This window comes from Saccharicrinis sp. GN24d3 (assembly GCF_052400645.1).
GTDB lineage: Bacteria > Bacteroidota > Bacteroidia > Bacteroidales > Marinilabiliaceae > Saccharicrinis.
Map to the genome: position 1 here is coordinate 401,287 of NZ_JBQTGI010000002.1, position 17,616 is coordinate 418,902.

A 17,616-nucleotide genomic window follows, 5' to 3' on the forward strand; every position below is an offset into this window, starting at 1 on the left:
TATTAACAGAACGAATCACAAGTATAATAAAAAACACAGTAAAAAATTAACTAAGCCTGAATTTAGATCGTCACTGTTCAAAAAATCCATGTTCAACCAAATTCAGGATCTCGACCTCCATTTTACTTGCCTTTTCAACAATAGACTTACCTTCAGACAAAACTTCTCCAACAAAGTTTTTATCATTAAGATCTTTGGCATTGATTTTAACGTTTAGCCAGGCACCTACCACACCACTGCGCGCGCTGATAGCGCCAACCCCGGCATCGGAAATTGAATTTGGATTTCCAACTTTGGCCATCTCCAACATCACCTCCATCGAATTGCAGCATAACTGCATTGTTTTAAAAGGAACCTCAATAGCATATTTTGTTGCACGCTCAATGGCGTCTTGTCTGGATTTTATTTCCTCTTCGGATTTTTTGGGCAACTGAAAAGCATCCATAATCATATTAAAGGCACGGGTATCTTCATCCACCATTTTTAACAACTCGTCGTGAAAACGCTTTCCTTTTTCTGCCCATTCAGAAAATTCCTCAACGCGATCATCCCAGCCTCTTTTATGTGAGGATAGATTGGCAACCATGGTTCCCAACGCAGCGCCAACAGCACCCAGGTATGCCGATACAGACCCTCCTCCCGGTGCGGGTGACTCGCTTGCTGTTTCATGAACAAAGTCGGTCAGGCTCATGTCCACCAGCTTTTTTTTGTTTTTGTTCGACTCCTTCTCCAGAATATATTCAATAATCTTCTTATCCGCTTCAAAAGGATATAATTCATCCAATCCAAGAGACTTTACTGCTATTTTAATTATTTCCTTATCGGAAATACCGGTCGATCTCCTTTGTTTTTTAAGGAAATATTTACCTGCGTCTATCATTGCCTGCAAAGGGACAACCCCCACCAATTCCGAACCTGTTACTCGGAGTCCGTTTGCGGTTGCTCTTTCACATGCCGTATCAAAAGCCTTGTGCATACTTGTGACTGCGATATCTGTAAGGTTTAAGGAAATTTGGGCAATCCCGTATTCCTCAATATACCAACCAATTCCTTTTACCGACTTCAACAAACCTGGTTCGTTAACCGGATTGCCTTTTCCGTCTTTTATAATCTTTCCAGTCAACGTTCCTCCTTCGCGCTTTACACGGCCTCGCTCCCGAATATCAAAAGCAACTGTATTTGCCCTGCGAATACTGGTTGTATTTAAATTTACGTTATACGCGATTAAAAAATTCCGTGCGCCAACGGCAGTGGCCCCGGACTTTTGCGTTTCCTCATCCCACTGGCGCGAGCCAAAATCAGGTTTCCATTCGTTGCTCTGAATCCTTTCGCCCAAAGCTTCATACTCTCCTTTCCTGCATTCTGCCAGGTTTTTTCTAACTTTTATTTGTGCTGCACTCTCGTAACAATATATAGGTATATTTAATTCATTCCCTATTCGTTTGGCTAACTTAAGCGCATATTTAACCACTTCATCCATGGTAATATTGGAAACCGGAACCAACGGACAAACGTCTGTAGCACCAAAACGAGGGTGTGCACCTTTATGTTTACGCATATCAATAAGCTCCCTGGCCTTTTTAATTGCCTGAAATGCAGCCTCCAAAACCTCATTGGGCGTCCCTACCATGGTAACAACCGTTCGATTGGTTGCTTTACCTGGATCAACATCAATTAAACTAACCCCTTCTACTTTTTTTATTTCGTCGGTAATTTGATTAATTACATTCATATCGCGTCCTTCGCTAAAATTGGGGACACATTCTATTAATTGCTGCATATATTAAATATTTAAGGGTTTTTTAATTATTTCTCCGTTAATAATCATGGTATCGATCTTATTTTCCCCATAGTAATATGGAATATACGCTATATTGGGAATTTGCTTTGTAATAATCAGATTGGCTTTTTTACCAACCGTTATCGATCCTAACTCACTTTCTACACCCATAGCATAAGCACTGTTGATTGTGACCGCATTAATGGCCTCGGCAGGTAACATTTTATAAAGGATGCTGCCCATGGAGATAATGAACTGCATATTGCCAGAAGGCGATGAACCCGGGTTAAAGTCGGTAGCCAATGCCACTGGCAAGCCTGCAGAAATCATTTTGCGCACAGGTGCATATTTCATATTTAAAAAGAAAGCAGCCCCCGGCAAAACCGTTGGCATCGTTTTCGAATTCAATAAGGATTCAATCTCAGCATTCCCAACAAATTCCAAATGATCAACAGAGCGCGCATTGTGTTTTACACCCACTTGAACTCCACCGGAATAATCCAACTCGTTAGCATGAATCTTAGGAGCCAGGTTATATTTGGCGCCTGCTTCCAATATTTTATCGGTTTCTTCAACTGTGAAGAATCCTTTGTCACAGAATACGTCGATATAATCGGCCAGTTCCTCCTTGGCCACTGCAGGAATCATCTCATCAATAACCAATTTCACATATGCTTCCCGGTTATCTTTATATGTTAAGGGTAAGGCATGTGCTCCCAAAAAGGTAGACTTAACGGTAAGCGGACTAAGCTCTTTCATCCTCTTTATAACCCGGAGCATTTTAAGCTCGGTTTCGATAGAAAGACCGTAACCGCTTTTTATCTCCACAGCCCCGGTTCCCCAGCAAATCAGCTCTTCAAGCCTGCCCATCGCCTCTTCAATAAGTTGATCTTCGGAGATTTTCTCCATAGCCATAGAAGAATTCAGAATACCACCACCTCGCCTGGCAATCTCCTCGTACGAAAGGCCTTTTATTTTATCTATGTATTCTATTTCCCTTGTTTTGGGGAATACCAAATGCGTATGCGAGTCGCACCAGGCTGGCAATATAGTTTTGCCCGTTGCATCAATTTCCTCATCATAGTATTGAATAGGTAACGCCTTCATGCTGCCAAAGTCTGTTATAATATCACCTTCGATTAGCAAATAGGCATCTTCAATGCTATTCAAAACAGACATGTCTTTTCCGGAACGAAACATCAATTTTGAGTCTGTCACAATTCCGGTAAGCTCCTTAATGTTTTTTATTATGGTAGTTTTCAAAACAAGATATTTTAGGAACCATTTATAATATGATAAAATTAAAAGGAGATTGTCCCATTCTCAATGATAACGGTCATCAAACACGGTTCAGATTCAACAATTTGCATGTTTTTTCGCAGGTTCAAACTATTGTAAGATTTATTTTAAATTATTTTCAGGCGCCAACCTATTATATATCCTGCACAATATCTGAAACTTACGGTCATATGAAGATATCTCCATTTGTTAAAAAATGATAAAAAAGACATTGGAGTATAAAAATATATTGACATCTGACCCATATGGTTGTAATTTGCGTGTAATAAAAATGCTCTCCTGGTCCCCAATAATAGGAACATTCAAAATGTGTGTGAGGTTTAGGTTAGTTTTTTAGAATGTTTCCGTATGCCTGTCTGTCCTAAGACAGGCTTTCTTTTTTATAATCTGCGGTATTTTTGTATTTTTCCAAAAACTTCACTCATGAGTAAAAAGAAAATATTATTTGTTTGTTTAGGAAACATATGTCGCTCACCAAGTGCCGAAGCCGTGATGAAAGCCAAATTGGAAGCACATGGTTTAAGCGAAAAGTATTTTGTTGATTCTGCAGGAATAACCGGATACCACGAAGGCGACCCAGCAGATTCGAGGATGCAGCAACATGCTTACCGAAGAAACTACACACTGACCAGTATTAGCCGCCCGATTACAACACCAAAGGATTTTCTTGAATTTGATTATATTATTGGCATGGACCAGCAAAATATGAATGACCTGAACGCCCTGGCGCCAAACAAATATGATCATTCTAAGCTCAGCAAGATGACCGATTATTGCAATAATTTTCAGCACGACTCTGTACCAGATCCCTATTATGGCGGTGCAGCAGGTTTCGAATTGGTATTGGATTTGTTGGAGGATGCATGCGAAGGATTAATTAAAAAATTAGAAAGTGAATGAAGCTTTAATCAATCGGATTTCCGGTATTGTCAATGAGGATATTGTTGGAAGCTTATCACAAGGTGGAGGATGCATTGCCAACTCTCAAATCATCAAAACAGCATCGGGCAAAGCTTTTTTCTTAAAACAAGGATTCTCCAATGGCATGTTCCCTTGCGAAGCCAATGGATTAAAAGAATTAGAGAAATCAGCCTCCATCAAAACCCCCAAAGTGGTAGCGGTTGACGAAGACTTTTTATTGTTGGAATATATTGAACAAGGCGGCAAAAGCAGGGAAGCCATGTTTAATTTTGGCTGTAGCTTTGCGCAGATGCATCAATACACAGGGAGCAACTTCGGATTTTATGAAGATAATTTTATCGGGGCAACTCCCCAAATAAACTCCCCCAATGAAAACTGGTTAGACTTCTACCATGAAAAGAGATTACTATATCAATACAAATTAGCTGAAAAAAACGGTTATGCCAATACCAGCCTTAAAAACAAATTTAAGAGTATTGAACGGCAACTACCGGAAATCCTTTCAGGTTCCGAAGAACGTCCATCTCTTTTACACGGGGATCTATGGGGAGGAAACTACCTGATCGACAGCAGCGGGAATGCAGTGCTAATTGATCCGGCGGTTTATTACGGTCATCGCGAGGCCGACCTGGCGATGACCAAACTGTTTGGTGGATTCTCAGGCGAGTTTTACAAAGGATATCAACAGACGCTGCCTTTAAAAGATGGTTACGCATATCGGGAGAACATTTATTTGCTGTATCACGTCTTGAACCACCTCAACCTATTCGGCACAGGATACTATTCCCACGCAATTCAATTAATGGATTTTTACTTATAGCAAAAAAGTCCGCCAAAAAACTGGCGGACTCATACTTTCACATCCATTAAATCTTACACAAAACCACGCGTTTCAGCAATAATCACTATCAACTCAACAATTTCATCATCGGTCATTTCCTTGCAATTAAAGAAAATATCGTAAAACTGGACATCGGGAACCCCCTTTTCGAAGTAAGCCCTAAACATGGTTCTTCTCCTATCCATATCCTGACATTCGCGCTTGGCTTCCGACATGGTTTTTCCATACTTTTTGCTGACAATCTCTGCCCTCCATTCTAAAGGAGCTATCAGCTTAACATGGAACGATTTCTTGAAGTTTTTGGTGATAGCTTCTGCGGCCCTACCTACGATAACCACATTACCTTCGCTTGCCGCGGAGTGAATAAAATTAGCAATCGTATTGTTGATCTTGGCATCACTGGGGTAGTACGTGTCGGAAAAAAACAACGCAATATTCTCAAAAAAGCTCCGGTTTTTATATTCTGCCAAGTCCTTAACCAACGAAGGGGTTAGCTTTAGTTCCCTGGCCGACTCTTCCAGAATCTCTTTGCTGATCCATCTCCATTTCACGTCCTTTCCTTCTCTCCTTAATCGTTCGGTAAGAACATTGGTAAGGTGTTGACCAATTCTTTTTCCGGGGCATCCATATTCCCTGGAAATAGTAATTACAGGGCCATCGGAAACAGGAGCCTTTAATTCATCCGCTTTTCCTACCCTTTCTCGCATATACTTTAAAAATACATTATCCATGGTGCTACGGTTCAATAGGTTATTATAGCAATAATATAACGAGAAAAAATTGATTGAGCAAAAAAAAGAAGGTAAGAATTTAACAATAAAAAAAGGATAGATGGAAACATCTATCCTTTACCCTTAAAATCAGCTTTGTTAAATCTAAATCTATGAAAAAAAATCTACACAACAAATATAGACCAAAGTTTAATGAAAGAACATCAAAATAAGTTAAAGCGTGTTAATTACGCATTTGATGTATTTTAATGGCAGAAATAGCTGAATACGTTGGTGCTTTGAATCAGGCAGCAATAGCATATTTTGCACTATTGCTTTAGCAAACCATCTATTTTTTATTATTTTTGCGCTAAATACATAGGAATTAAGCTAATGGCCAAAAAGGGACGTAAAAACATCAACAAGCCTGTTCAAAAAACTCGTGCAGCAGTACTCCGAAGAAATCACCGTACTTCGTTCTTGCTCAACGAAAAAGAAAAGGAGGCCATGGAATGGTACTGCAAAAAAAACAGAATCAGCAACAAGTCGAAGTTTATGCGAGAAACTTTAATGAGAGCCGTAATGGATCATTTTATGGACGACTATCCTACCTTATTCGACAAAAAAGATATGGATCAGTTAATTATTGGATCAAAGTAGTTTAACCCATTTTTCTAATCTGTAATCCGTTAAATCCGGCTCATTATCCTCATCCAAAGCCAGGCCTACAAATTTCCCGCCCACAAGAGCCAACGAATCTGAAAAATCGTATTCCTCCGAGGGCCAAGCACCTACAAACTCGCAACCCTTGTTCTTTATTAATTCGTATAATTTGCCCATCCCATTGCAAAAAGTATCGGGATATGTAAATTGATCCCCAAGACCGAACATGGCCACTTTTCTACCCTCCAAATTGCATTCTACCAGAGTGTCAACGAAAGTCTCAAAATCATCCTGTAAATTACCTACCCCCCAGGTAGAAGTTCCTAAAATCAGGAAATCGTATTTTTCAATATCGGGTTGCGTGGCCTGCTCCACGGGATTCAATTCGGAACCGGAAATAAGTCCTGCCAATTTTTCGGCTACAAATCTCGTATTGCCAACCGATGAACCGTAAAAAATACCTGTCATAGTTTTTGTTTTTTTGATTGGTTAAACACCGGGAAGATAGGAAAGTTTAATTAAGTGGTTTTATTTCTTCCGAATAACAAATATGCCATCCCGAAAAGGAAATATTACTTTCTCTACCCGGTCATCCTCCTTTACCATTCGGTTAAACTCCTGGATGCCCAGCGTATACGTGTCGTTTACATCCAAAGGTTCCGTCACCTTGCCGTCCCACAAAACATTATCGGCCAGGATATACCCTCCGGGATTCAGCATATCAAACACTTGCCTGTAATATTGGGGATATTGCCTTTTATCCCCATCCATAAATACCAGATCATATTTTTTATTCAAGGACGGCATTATTTCCAATGCATCGCCAATGTGCATTTTAATTTTATGGGCCAAGCCCGATTTATCAAAGAATGATTGTGTAAAGGGTTCTATCTCATCGTCAATGTCGATGGTGTCAACAAATCCATCTTCCGGCAATGTTTGGGCCATACAAATACAGGAGTATCCGGTAAAAGTGCCGATCTCCAGGATTTGCTTTGGCCTGATCATCCTGCAAATCATCTTTAAAATTTGCCCTTGCAAATGCCCCGAGAGCATTCGCGGTCGTAGAATATGAAGGTGGGTTTTCCGGTTGAGCTCATATAAAAGTTCGTCCTCCTTGTTTATATGTTCTAAGATATAATTCTCTAATTCTATGTTTTGATTGAACATGTTCTACAAATAAATAAGTTGCGACATCTCATCTGGATTAAGGCATTCATTGGATATTTGCAAAAGATCGGAAGCGGTAAGCTTATCTATCTTATTGTAGATATATTCCAAAGTATCCACCTTATTGTACAGCAGATAACTCTTACCCAGATTCAACATTAAGTTCTCCTTGTTTTCGGACGAGATAGCGATTTGACCTTTAAGTTGACGCTTTGCCTTATGAAGCTGCAGGGTCCCCAGTCCTTTATTGCGAAGCATATTGAGTTCGGCAATAACGATTTTAAGGCTTTTGTCCACATTTTTTTTATCCGTTCCAAAATAAACCGAGAATACACCCGTACCGTAAAACGCAGTATAGGACGACTCAATATTATAAGCTATTCCTCGTTTTTCGCGCAGGGACATATTCAGCCTGCTGTTCATTCCCGGGCCACCCAACAAATTGTTTAAAAGGTGTAAGCCTAGTCGTTTGGGATGATTATAATCATAGGCAGTGCCGCCTATCACGACATGACTTTGGTAGGTATCCTTATCCACTCGCACAATCTTAGGAGAATGCTTTAATATGGGCTTCCTCTTTATCATTCTTCTATTCTCAGGAATCTCACCAAAATATTTTTCCGCCAACCTCACTACCATTTTGAAGTCATGCTTTCCAACAGAGCAAAAAACCATTTGGTCGGTATGGTAGTTGTTTTGGATAAATCTAAATATATCTTTGCGCGTAAAATACTTCAATGCTTCCGGTGTTCCCAGGATATTTCTTCCAATTGGGTGATCAGGATAAAGCAACTCCTCAAAATCATCGAATATCAGTTCTGCCGGAGAGTCTTTGTACGAATTTATTTCGTCAATGATAACTTCCTTTTCCTTGATCAATTCCTTGTCGGGAAACACCGAATGAAAAGTGATATCGGCAATCAGCTCCATCGACCTTTCATAATCTTCCTTTAAATACGTGGCATAAATGCAAGTTTCCTCTTTTGTGGTATAGGCGTTTAGTTCGCCTCCCACATCCTCCAAACGGCTCAACACATGAAATGCCTTGCGTTTTTTTGTGCCTTTAAAAACAACATGTTCAATAAAATGAGCCATGCCATGTTCGTTCTCACCCTCATCTCTGGAACCCGCATTGATAATTATCCCGCAATAACCGACTTCGCTGTTTTCGGGCTTGTGAATTATTCTGATTCCATTATTTAGTGTATGTCTATAAAATTCCATAAAAAAATATTGGAGTGCAAAAGTACTAAAGAACAACGTATTTCAATGCCCTCGTCGCCAAAATTAAATGATAATTTTAAAAATGGTTTTGAAGAAAAAAATCTTTGTGTATATTTGCACCGCCTTAAGCGAAAATGCACTTCTACTGAAAGCGGTAGAAAGAACTAAATAATGAAGGTACCATAGCTCAGTAGGTAGAGCAATGGACTGAAAATCCATGTGTCCCTGGTTCGATCCCAGGTGGTACCACATTAAAATATAAATTCTGAATAAAAACAGACCTCAAGAAACAAGGGGTGCCATAGCTCAGTAGGTAGAGCAATGGACTGAAAATCCATGTGTCCCTGGTTCGATCCCAGGTGGCACCACCCTTAAAAGCCGATAGAAGAAATTCTCTCGGCTTTTTTTATGACTTTTTTAAAAAATATTATCTCCCAAAAGCATATTCCTGTCCATTCCTTATTAACTTTATCATTGCAGGTTGAAAATCGCACCGGCCATCAATATTTTGCAAATTATTAAAGTATATGAAAAGATTGGTAAGACATGCAGGTAATTTATTAAACTCGTTCCATAAAAACCTGCAAAAATCGAATCGCTATACGGACAAAAAGGATATTCATAATTTAAGGCTTGATTTAAAACAAATATTTGCCCTGTTGAAAGTGCTTGATTTATGTATGGGGAATATTTCGAAAGACTTTTATAAATCGGTCAAGACAGTCCATAAACTGTTTAAGCTCACAGGGATTATCCGCGACAACCAACTTATATTAAAAAGAGCCAAACAGACGCTGCCCTTTAAGCCGTATAAAACTGTTAAACGAATAACCGATAAAAACATAAAAAAAGCCAGCCAGGCATTGGAGGAAAGTTTGGAACAAATAAACATAAAACAGGTTCGCCAGGATTTAATTTTAGGATTTAAGGAAACACTGCACGTAAGAGCTGATATGGTTATTCATCATTTGAAACACCGTATTAATAGGGATGAAAAAAAGATATCTAAAGAATTGGCCCAAAAAGAAACCGATTTCCATTTGATACGACGTTTGGTCAAGGAACAGTTTTTTTTGTTGGTTACACTTAAAGAGGTGTTCGGCGTAAATGTTGGATATTCAAAAGTTGCCCATAAAGAAAAATTAGGCAAAGATTTAGGGGAGTGGCATGACTGGGTGGTTTGTAAAAGTAAAATAGAAGAATGGGATGTCGGTTTAGACGATGTCTGGTGGAAGTTAATTGCAGATCAACCAGAAAAGATTTTAAAGCGTACACTAAAAAATCATTTGCTTCATGTTTCGTAGGGGAAAGTTTTTATAAGTGTTGCAATCAAAAAATATACCGAACGGGTTCGCACCGCACATGTTGAAACATATCCGTTCGGTAATTCCGTTAAATAACACGATTCTCAGATCTAACTAATGACCTATTTCTGAGCGACCTCCTGGTCTTTGACGATCACAATTTTCTGGTTAAGTTTTTCAATCACCTTATTAAACAATCTTTTTAGTTCAGGATAAGTTGCTGCCGCAAAAACGGGTTTCTTAAGTTTAATGGTAGCGCGGATTAACACTTTATTATCACCTGATTTTTTCGCATTAAAAATCATTTGGGTGTTTTCGCTATTGTTTGAATAAGCCTCAGGTAATTGTTCGATTTGATAACCGGTTGGAATTTCTATTTCGGCTTGGTAACTCTCCGAGATCGGGTAAACGATATCTATGGCCAGTTCTCTTTTTTCTTGTTTAAAGGGGTTAGTCTGGTTGGGTAACTTAAGGAATGGCGCAAAAATAATATGACCATCAATATTGTCTACTTCGCTCTTAAATGTAAAATCATATTGGAATATCTTAGAATTGTCATCTATATCCATAACGGATAAATCTTTGGTGAGATCAAGCCCTTTATCTTTTAATTTGTTGACAAATTCGTCCTTATCCCTGTTGTATTTTTTACGTTCCGAAACAGAGGTGTGGCCGCTGTTACGTATATGTCCAAACCCTTCAATTAGATTGGTTTCGGGGTTTAGGGCATATTTCATGGTGGTTGATGTCATAGAGGCAGCTATGCTGCGTACATGAACCCAGGCTTCGCTATCTTCTTTAACGATGTAACCTTTGCCATTATAACAGCGGGCTGGTATCATATTGTTGGGACAGTATGCATCTGTTGCATCCAACAGTTTTTGTTTTCCATCAATGGTAGCCAATATAATTACATTGTTAAAAAGGTCCGAGAAAGGAAATTGGTCGCTAACCTTGCCGTGATCACGGGTGCTAATAATGACAGGTTCGGCTTTTATTCCTATTCCCCTTAGTATACCGAGCGCCATTAAGTTAATGTTGGCCGTATTGCCTGTTTTTTCCTTGGTAAACTCCTTAATGGTTTTTGATGCCCATTTGTTGGTATAACCATTGGGTTTAAAATTCGCTTTCATGTGGTTTAACACTACATTTAACTTCTCTTGCTCGGGTTTGTCAATAAGATGGGCAAATTGCTTGCTACCTATTTTTTCGCTTTTACCAATGTATTTACCAAAACCCTGACTGTCTAAAAATTCCTTTGAAAGGTCGGGCCAGGTGGTCATGTATTTTTTCGTGTAACCGCTGGGATAATTAATTTCAGATAATTGGAAATCGATTTTTTGTATATAATCTTCTCTCGATGAAATGTAAGATTCGTCTTTGAATGATGGTATATTTTTCATTCCAAATTTATAATTCATATCATTAAAAATCATCCCGGCAAAAGTACGGTCGTTAAAAGATTCTTTGTTTTCAAAAACATCAAACCTCGAAAACCCTTGAGCCCTATAAGTATAAGTGTAAAAGGGAGTCATATTAACCCGGTACTCGCTGTAAATGGTTGGTATGTCGGACTGAAACTCCCAATCTGGCAAATGCATAAAATAAGGTGTGCGGATACTGTAGCTGTATTCAATAACACAACCCTCCTTAACGTTAGGCAAGGTAAACTTTTTACGATACCAGTATTTATTGATGGGTTCTTTAAATATTTGATTCTTGTCAAGGTGAGCGACTTCTAATTTAGTTCCATCATAATTGTATGTAGTAGCTTTAATATCGCCAACTGTCTCTAAGTCACTATCTCCAATGTACAGCTCTATCTCCACTTCGGCCTGGTCAAACGCTGATTCTTTAAATATTTTAACTCTTTTATGACGTTGGTAACTAATGTAAAAACTTCTATCACCTTTCAAGAATTCAGTTTTCCCTTTATCAAAGATGACAACAGCCGGGGCATCTGGTTCAAATTCACATTGGGTTAATTTCATGCCGGAATCCCCTTCCTGACCGATGAGGTTTTGAAAAGAGAAAAAACAAATAAAATGTAGTAGTAATAGGGCTAACTTTTTCATTTTGTTGGGGTTTTAAAAGGTGATTAATGTTTTTTGCTGATCTAATCTGCATGCTTTGGAAACAAATTCATAAAAGTTTTCATATTTTCCAATGTCATATAGGTTTTGATTTAACTGGAATGTTCTGGTTATTATCAATTCATTGTCTTTTATCGTAAAATCCCGTCGGTACACACCAAATTCAGAATTGACCTCTTCGGTAGTTAAGCCCTTGACCAGTGCTATGTTTTTATCGAAAGCGTAGATTATTGTATCGCATTTATTAACCGGATAATACACAAAAATATCACTCTTTCTTTCTTCTATTGGAGTAAGTTTATAGTTGATTGCTTTAAATGGGCTTAACAATATACTGTTGCCCAGTTTTTCGGTTATTTGAAGTGAGTTGCCGTTTAGCTTAATATTTAAATAGGTTGAATCTCTATTCGCTCGCTCAATTTCAACACTTTGGATATCGGCATTGTGCGAGAAATTAACATTATCGACATACGCCTTTTTGTCGTTAGGTGACAAGTTGGTGTCAAAGCCTTTGAAATAATCATATTTCCTGCCTTTCAATTTCCCGCTTGAGTTGAAGGTTACGTTTTTATTAATGTTGATTTTGGTCATATAGCTTTCGAGTGCATCCGCTAAACTGTGCTTTGGGGTTTGTACCAGCTGACTGGTGTTTGGCAGGTTGAAAAGGGCCAGTCTGTTCTGCGAACTTGCGCCGATATAATTAAATGGTGCCGTTTTGTCGGTGCACTCCAGCCAGATAGTGTCACGATTCATAGGAACCGATAAAATCACATGGTTGGCATGTTCCGAAGGAAAATCTTTTTTCACTCTCCTGGGTTTAATGTCCGCGTAAATAGTAGTGTAAACGGATTCTATACCTACTTCTTTCAGCAAGGCTTTCATGTAATTGGTCAGCGCCTTGCAGTCTCCATAACGATTGATACAAACATATGACGCAGGGTAAGGAAGGTGTCCGCCTATATCCAACGAAACATTGATGTAACGCGTATTATCCTGCAAGTAATGATACAAAGCCCTGGTTTTTTCGAGATCGCTGTCCATGCTATCGGTAAGTTGATAAACGATATTTTTTTCTTTCTCAGTAAGTGAATCAAGTCCTTCAATTAAGTTGCATTCCCAATTACCCAAATCCTTCCAGGTATTACTTTTGCCATCCACCCCATAATGGAAATCTTCGGCCATGACTATTACATAAGGATTTACATCATAAAAATCGGGCGAAAATGATTCTTCTTTATTAGCCGTGAAATTTTTAACTCTCCAATTGTAGGTGGTGGTCTCTTCTTCGTGACGGATTTCGGCCGGTTGTATTTTTTGCTCGTAAAGCCTGATATCCAACCCCCTGGGAACTTCAACATGTAAAGAGGCAGTGTTCACTTTAAGCTTTTTGTTAAAAATAGGCGTCCAATGAGTAAGTGAAATATAATTTTTCGTGACGTATTTATAACTGTATTTAAGAATATAAGGATAGCTGGTATGTATGAGTTTAAAGGATAAAAGCCTGTCGTCGGAATGAAAATTACTGTAGCTCCAGGGAGTTTCTATTTGAATGTCTTTCTTTTTAAGTTTTCGAATTTCATTGCCGGATATATCATAAATACATGCTTCCAGGTCTTCAACTTTGTTGTTTTCGGAAAACGGAATAGAAACTTCCGCATATTCGGTACCTGCACCATTGTTTATTTGGAGTTCGAGACTTAATATTTCGGTAACTTTTTTTCCGTTAAACCTAACTTTCGTATCGTAACTACAAACTTTGCAGTTTGTACTTTGACAGAAAGCGGTTAATGAAATAGTTATTAGTAGGATTAGGCAAAGTACTCTCATTATTTTTAAATGTTAAGGTAATTATTTATTTATAACAATCATATTTTTTGACATAAGGAATATTGTAACTATTAAACCTAACTTTCACAACAAAAACAATAATAAATTATGAATCATTTATTTATGACATCCTGCAATAAACTAATTAATTGTTTGGGCTGTTGTGCTTAAGAAAAACTTAAAACCAACGCATCATGAAAACTTTGATTCCCTTCCTTATTTTCTGTGTTTTTATTTCCAGTTGTAAAGTCTACGAAAAAGTCCCCAGCGTTCGTTTTCAAGGGCCTAAGATAGAAAGTGTGCAGACTGGCCCTGAGCTTAAAGAATTGAAATTGAATGTTAATTTGCGCTTTCTGTTTACCAATCCACTAAATATGGATATTGTAATTCCTGCGCACGACTTTAATCTGAAGATTAACAACAAACCATTTGTAGCCGATGTTAAATCGGTGGAGAGTTTTGTGCTGAAGGGCAAAACCGAATTAATGAAGCCGTATAATTTTGAGATTGCATTGAACCAGGAAACGCTGCAAAGTTTACATGTGTTAGGCAGGGACAATTATCTTGAATTTTTGGCGGATGTTAAAATTGATTTGGCCGATTATGGTATCAAAATACCTACCATTTTTGGAAGGCAAGTCCTCCGAAACCACACCTTAACATTTAGTTATGGTGACACATTGCGTTTCCCATTAATGCCTGAAATCCGTAAAATAACCAATAAACCGGCCAGGGTGGTTATGCTGGGGGAAATGGAAACCATAAATCTGGAGATATACAAAGATGCTTTTGCACCTTTTGTTTCCTCGATAATCGATGCGGAATTTTCCACAAGTTCAGGTTTCGACTTTATACAGCAATTAGAGGATTTAGGCCTAATGGATGATATAGGCTTTTTTATTTCAGGCTTGGTTTTGCTGCCGGGTACGCCTGATAGCAGAAGAGAACAATGGGAGAATTTTGTGAGTAAAGTCAAGGATATGGATCCGAGCGGTAAGAATATCATGGATCATTTTGTAAAAACCTATGCTAAACCTGTGGTTGGGAACCAGGTCGTAGCCAATTGGAATACTTTTAAACAGCACTGGGGCAATTTTGTAGATGAAGATTTGCTGGTGAGTTATCCGGGCAAGAACATTTATGGTATTAAAGTAGAGATTCCATTTAAGATTTATAACCCCAATTATTTTCCGGTTGAGGCTCCGTCATTTTTCAATCATTTTAAATCGGGCAACTGGCAGCCCTTATTGTTCCAGGCTGTTCCTAAGGACGGTAACACTACTATTAAAGCACGCAGTGACAAAGAGATGAGCCTTACCATGCAATTGGATTGGAGTAAATCAAACGAGGGTATCCTCGATTTTATCACAGGAAACCCAACCAGTTATAAAATGGAAGGAGAAACTAAGATTGATTTGGGATATGGCCCCATGACTATTGTCTACGAACTTCCATTGGTTCCCATTCAGCCGGGAGTGGTTAACTAATATATTATTTAGCCTAAGCTGAATGAATGGTCTTTGCAAGAAAACTACTTTTTCTTGCAGACACCAAATTAGTAACGAAAATTCGATGTGTTCATAATAATTTATTGCCTTGAATCATTGTGGCTTGCCCAGGTTGGCTTAATGAAATGGCAACGATTCTTGACATTAGATGATAAAAAAGGTAAATTCTGGAACAGGAAACTTAAAATGAGATGCGATGTATTGGTGGCAAGGTTTTGAATTGTATCTGAGTGAAGATGAAAAAGTGAAACAACAAGTCTTTATCCAGATTAAAAAAAAGTTTGGTGTTAGACCTGTTCCTGTATTTAAGGAAGGCCTTAACAAGAAGAGAAATGATTATCTGAAAAATATTTATACGATCAGGCAGTTCATGTCATCATCCTTGGTATGGGATAAGGCAAGAGAGATAGCTCGCATACATGGTGTTTTAGATGTAGATCCTGTTATAAACACGAAATATAAATTTGAACTTGAAGATTATGATGTCCCGCTCAGTCAAGTGGTAAATGTGATACCTGAAAATCGTCCTGATCCCAATTGGTTTCATGCCAATTCCAGATTTCCCGATGCCCTTAAATATGCCGAGGAACAATTTAACCTGGGCATAGGCAAATATGATGGAGGCGAAACAAATCTGATATTGGCTCAGCTTGATACCGGTTACAGTGATCATCCCGAATTATCAAAAGTAAAAAAGGAACTTGGATATAATTATGTCAATACCTTTCTGGACCGGATCTTATCCATTTTTATAGGTCGCCCGTCAAAACGCAATGCCAAGGACCGATTGAGGAATGCCAAACCGTTCAAGTGGGCATCGCATGGAACCTCCACGGCCGGCGTTGTGATTGGGGTAAATACCAAAAATGCCGGTATTGTGGGAGAAAACAAAGATAATACCGATGGAATTTTTCCTTACTTAAACCTAATACCTTACAGAATTTCGGAAACCGTTATTTCTTTTAACAATAAAATGGCCCATGCTGCCAGGCAAGCCATGGCGGACGGTTGTAAAGTGATTACGACGAGCCATGCCGGATTGTTGCGTCTGAGAAGCTGGAAGGAAGCCGTAAAGGAGGCATATGATAATGGCGTAATTTGGGTGTCCGCTCCGGGAAGTCATGTGAAAGGGGTAAAAAGAATATGGACCTATCCCTCTAAGTTTCCGGAAACGATAACAACCACCGTATCTACCAAGGACGATGAAGCCTGGGAGAAAACTTTTGGGGGGGCAGAGGTGGATATTGCGGCACCGGGTTTCGATATGTACGTTCCTTTTGCACGAAAAGGCAGAAAATACGGTTACAGGTGGAGTGAAGGAACATCATTTTCAACGCCAATCACAGCGGCAGCGGCAATTATTTGGATAGCGCATCATAGCGACGAGAAACTGAATGGTATTTATAGAGAACCCTGGCAACGGGTTGAAGCCTTTAGGACGTGCCTGAAGAGAAGTGCGCGTAAACCCGATGGTTGGAATACAGAAATTTATGGGGCAGGTATTTTAGATGTGCTTGCTTTGCTTAAATGCGAACTTCCAAAACCCGAGGAACTAAAGCATGCCTCATCTCCTAAGGATGTTGATTGCGACGAAATTGAAAAGGTGGATTGGGACATATACATGATCAACAAGGAAATTACTTACCAAACTTGTCGTGCTAAACTGGAGTCCAAAGGCCAAGAGGACGATATGTTCGAAAAAGTTGAAAATGCCGTAGGTACAGAGGCTAAAGCCAAACTTAAGGTGATGACTGCTACAATAGGCGAAAATAAAACCGAGGAACTAAAAAGAAGAGTGAATGAATTTGCCAAAGATTGGGGGTATTGATTAGGTAGGCTGCCAATTTTACTTTTATACAAAAGTAGGGTTTCAAAAACATAAACGATCACCATGGAATAGTAATGTCATACTAGTCCATAGTGAAAATCTTGGGGTTGAATTAGTTTATTATTACTTTTAATGTTTGCTTGAAATCTTCAAATTGAACATTTACCAAAATCACGCCTTTAGGAAAAGTACTACAATTGACAGTGATTTCGCTTTGCAGCGCTTTGCCTTGAAATAATTTAATCCCATTTGTTGAATAAATCTCAATAATAGCATCAGCTGGTAATCCTTTGATTTTGAAGAAATCCTGATTAACAGGGTTTGGATAAGCAGTTATGCTGGTTAATGTAAATTCATTTGCGTCTGTAGCAGTTTCGTTTGTTATATCTAATAATGATGGTTTGATTTTTCTAACGGAATGATACTTATAAGGAAAGGCGTATTTGAT

Annotated in this window: 15 protein-coding genes and 2 tRNA genes; 8 read left to right on the top strand and 9 right to left on the bottom strand. The window is 38.7% G+C overall.

All coding sequences use genetic code 11. The features are described 5' to 3' along the window. Window positions 1–70: 70 nt before the first annotated feature. Entirely contained in the window at window positions 71–1,780 is a 1,710-nt protein-coding gene (ftcD, locus tag ACT29I_RS04075) for a glutamate formimidoyltransferase (RefSeq protein ID WP_430931508.1), read from the bottom strand. Between the two features lie 3 nt (window positions 1,781–1,783). Next, a complete protein-coding gene (gene hutI / locus ACT29I_RS04080) occupies window positions 1,784–3,043 on the bottom strand; it encodes an imidazolonepropionase (RefSeq protein WP_430931509.1) in 1,260 nt (419 codons plus the stop codon). Window positions 3,044–3,502: 459 nt separating this feature from the next. Here hutI and ACT29I_RS04085 point away from each other — a divergent pair, with 459 nt between their 5' ends. Together ACT29I_RS04085 and ACT29I_RS04090 are read left to right on the top strand one after the other, a co-directional pair. Then, window positions 3,503–3,979 (top strand): low molecular weight protein-tyrosine-phosphatase, encoded by a 477-nt coding sequence (locus ACT29I_RS04085; protein ID WP_430931510.1) that lies wholly within the window; start codon window positions 3,503–3,505, stop codon window positions 3,977–3,979. Beyond that, a complete protein-coding gene (locus ACT29I_RS04090) occupies window positions 3,972–4,820 on the top strand; it encodes a fructosamine kinase family protein (RefSeq protein ID WP_444792730.1) in 849 nt (282 codons plus the stop codon). The genes ACT29I_RS04085 and ACT29I_RS04090 overlap by 8 nt, the downstream gene beginning before the upstream one ends. Before the next feature lie 53 nt (window positions 4,821–4,873). Here the strand turns inward: ACT29I_RS04090 and ACT29I_RS04095 are convergent, their stop codons facing one another. Next, on the bottom strand, window positions 4,874–5,572 hold the full coding sequence (locus ACT29I_RS04095) for a cytidylate kinase-like family protein (RefSeq protein ID WP_430931512.1): 699 nt from the start codon (window positions 5,570–5,572) through the stop codon (window positions 4,874–4,876). A 372-nt stretch (window positions 5,573–5,944) separates the two neighbouring features. Between ACT29I_RS04095 and ACT29I_RS04100 the strand changes: the two genes are divergently transcribed. Continuing rightward, a complete protein-coding gene (locus ACT29I_RS04100; RefSeq protein WP_430931513.1) occupies window positions 5,945–6,211 on the top strand; it encodes a hypothetical protein in 267 nt (88 codons plus the stop codon). On the opposite strand, the gene ACT29I_RS04105 is transcribed toward ACT29I_RS04100, so the two are convergent. From ACT29I_RS04105 to ACT29I_RS04115, 3 genes are read right to left on the bottom strand one after another with little or no spacing between them, the layout of a single operon-like run. After that, on the bottom strand, window positions 6,203–6,682 hold the full coding sequence (locus ACT29I_RS04105) for a flavodoxin (RefSeq protein ID WP_430931514.1): 480 nt from the start codon (window positions 6,680–6,682) through the stop codon (window positions 6,203–6,205). The two genes, ACT29I_RS04100 and ACT29I_RS04105, sit on opposite strands and share 9 nt — an antisense overlap. A 60-nt stretch (window positions 6,683–6,742) precedes the next feature. Beyond that, the gene (locus ACT29I_RS04110) at window positions 6,743–7,384 is read right to left on the bottom strand and encodes an O-methyltransferase (protein WP_444792731.1); all 642 of its coding nucleotides are present in this window, start codon (window positions 7,382–7,384) and stop codon (window positions 6,743–6,745) included. A gap of 3 nt (window positions 7,385–7,387) precedes the next feature. Further along, on the bottom strand, window positions 7,388–8,608 hold the full coding sequence (locus ACT29I_RS04115) for a M16 family metallopeptidase (protein ID WP_430931516.1): 1,221 nt from the start codon (window positions 8,606–8,608) through the stop codon (window positions 7,388–7,390). Between the two features lie 176 nt (window positions 8,609–8,784). Here ACT29I_RS04115 and ACT29I_RS04120 point away from each other — a divergent pair. The 3 genes from ACT29I_RS04120 (at window position 8,785) to ACT29I_RS04130 (ending at window position 9,912) form a co-directional block, all read left to right on the top strand. After that, window positions 8,785–8,857, top strand: a tRNA-Phe gene (locus tag ACT29I_RS04120). Between the two features lie 46 nt (window positions 8,858–8,903). Further along, window positions 8,904–8,976 (top strand) — tRNA-Phe (locus ACT29I_RS04125). Between the two features lie 159 nt (window positions 8,977–9,135). Further along, window positions 9,136–9,912 (top strand): CHAD domain-containing protein, encoded by a 777-nt coding sequence (locus ACT29I_RS04130; protein ID WP_430931517.1) that lies wholly within the window; start codon window positions 9,136–9,138, stop codon window positions 9,910–9,912. A gap of 122 nt (window positions 9,913–10,034) precedes the next feature. On the opposite strand, the gene ACT29I_RS04135 is transcribed toward ACT29I_RS04130, so the two are convergent. Further along, window positions 10,035–11,987, bottom strand: a complete 1,953-nt coding sequence (locus ACT29I_RS04135; protein WP_444792732.1) for a DUF3857 domain-containing protein — start codon at window positions 11,985–11,987, stop codon at window positions 10,035–10,037. Window positions 11,988–11,999: 12 nt separating this feature from the next. Beyond that, window positions 12,000–13,832 (bottom strand): DUF3857 domain-containing protein, encoded by a 1,833-nt coding sequence (locus ACT29I_RS04140; RefSeq protein ID WP_444792733.1) that lies wholly within the window; start codon window positions 13,830–13,832, stop codon window positions 12,000–12,002. Between the two features lie 194 nt (window positions 13,833–14,026). Between ACT29I_RS04140 and ACT29I_RS04145 the strand changes: the two genes are divergently transcribed. Beyond that, window positions 14,027–15,319 carry a hypothetical protein gene (locus ACT29I_RS04145; RefSeq protein ID WP_444792734.1) on the top strand — a complete coding sequence of 431 codons (1,293 nt, stop codon included), beginning with the start codon at window positions 14,027–14,029 and terminating at the stop codon, window positions 15,317–15,319. Between the two features lie 217 nt (window positions 15,320–15,536). Continuing rightward, window positions 15,537–17,168: a S8 family peptidase gene (locus ACT29I_RS04150; RefSeq protein ID WP_444792735.1), complete on the top strand. Its 1,632-nt coding sequence runs from the start codon at window positions 15,537–15,539 to the stop codon at window positions 17,166–17,168. Between the two features lie 112 nt (window positions 17,169–17,280). Here the strand turns inward: ACT29I_RS04150 and ACT29I_RS04155 are convergent, their stop codons facing one another. Beyond that, a complete protein-coding gene (locus ACT29I_RS04155; protein ID WP_444792783.1) occupies window positions 17,281–17,616 on the bottom strand; it encodes a T9SS type A sorting domain-containing protein in 336 nt (111 codons plus the stop codon).

What these genes read in the sequence shown, in the direction of transcription:
- ACT29I_RS04100 (WP_430931513.1), top strand. Translation starts at nt 5,945, where the DNA reads ATGGCCAAAAAGGGACGTAAAAACATCAACAAGCCTGTTCAAAAAACT.
- ACT29I_RS04110 (WP_444792731.1), bottom strand. Translation starts at nt 7,384, where the DNA reads ATGTTCAATCAAAACATAGAATTAGAGAATTATATCTTAGAACATATA.
- ACT29I_RS04085 (WP_430931510.1), top strand. Translation starts at nt 3,503, where the DNA reads ATGAGTAAAAAGAAAATATTATTTGTTTGTTTAGGAAACATATGTCGC.
- ACT29I_RS04135 (WP_444792732.1), bottom strand. Translation starts at nt 11,987, where the DNA reads ATGAAAAAGTTAGCCCTATTACTACTACATTTTATTTGTTTTTTCTCT.
- ACT29I_RS04105 (WP_430931514.1), bottom strand. Translation starts at nt 6,682, where the DNA reads ATGACAGGTATTTTTTACGGTTCATCGGTTGGCAATACGAGATTTGTA.
- ACT29I_RS04150 (WP_444792735.1), top strand. Translation starts at nt 15,537, where the DNA reads ATGTATTGGTGGCAAGGTTTTGAATTGTATCTGAGTGAAGATGAAAAA.
- ACT29I_RS04140 (WP_444792733.1), bottom strand. Translation starts at nt 13,832, where the DNA reads ATGAGAGTACTTTGCCTAATCCTACTAATAACTATTTCATTAACCGCT.
- ftcD (WP_430931508.1), bottom strand. Translation starts at nt 1,780, where the DNA reads ATGCAGCAATTAATAGAATGTGTCCCCAATTTTAGCGAAGGACGCGAT.
- ACT29I_RS04095 (WP_430931512.1), bottom strand. Translation starts at nt 5,572, where the DNA reads ATGGATAATGTATTTTTAAAGTATATGCGAGAAAGGGTAGGAAAAGCG.
- ACT29I_RS04145 (WP_444792734.1), top strand. Translation starts at nt 14,027, where the DNA reads ATGAAAACTTTGATTCCCTTCCTTATTTTCTGTGTTTTTATTTCCAGT.
- ACT29I_RS04130 (WP_430931517.1), top strand. Translation starts at nt 9,136, where the DNA reads ATGAAAAGATTGGTAAGACATGCAGGTAATTTATTAAACTCGTTCCAT.
- ACT29I_RS04115 (WP_430931516.1), bottom strand. Translation starts at nt 8,608, where the DNA reads ATGGAATTTTATAGACATACACTAAATAATGGAATCAGAATAATTCAC.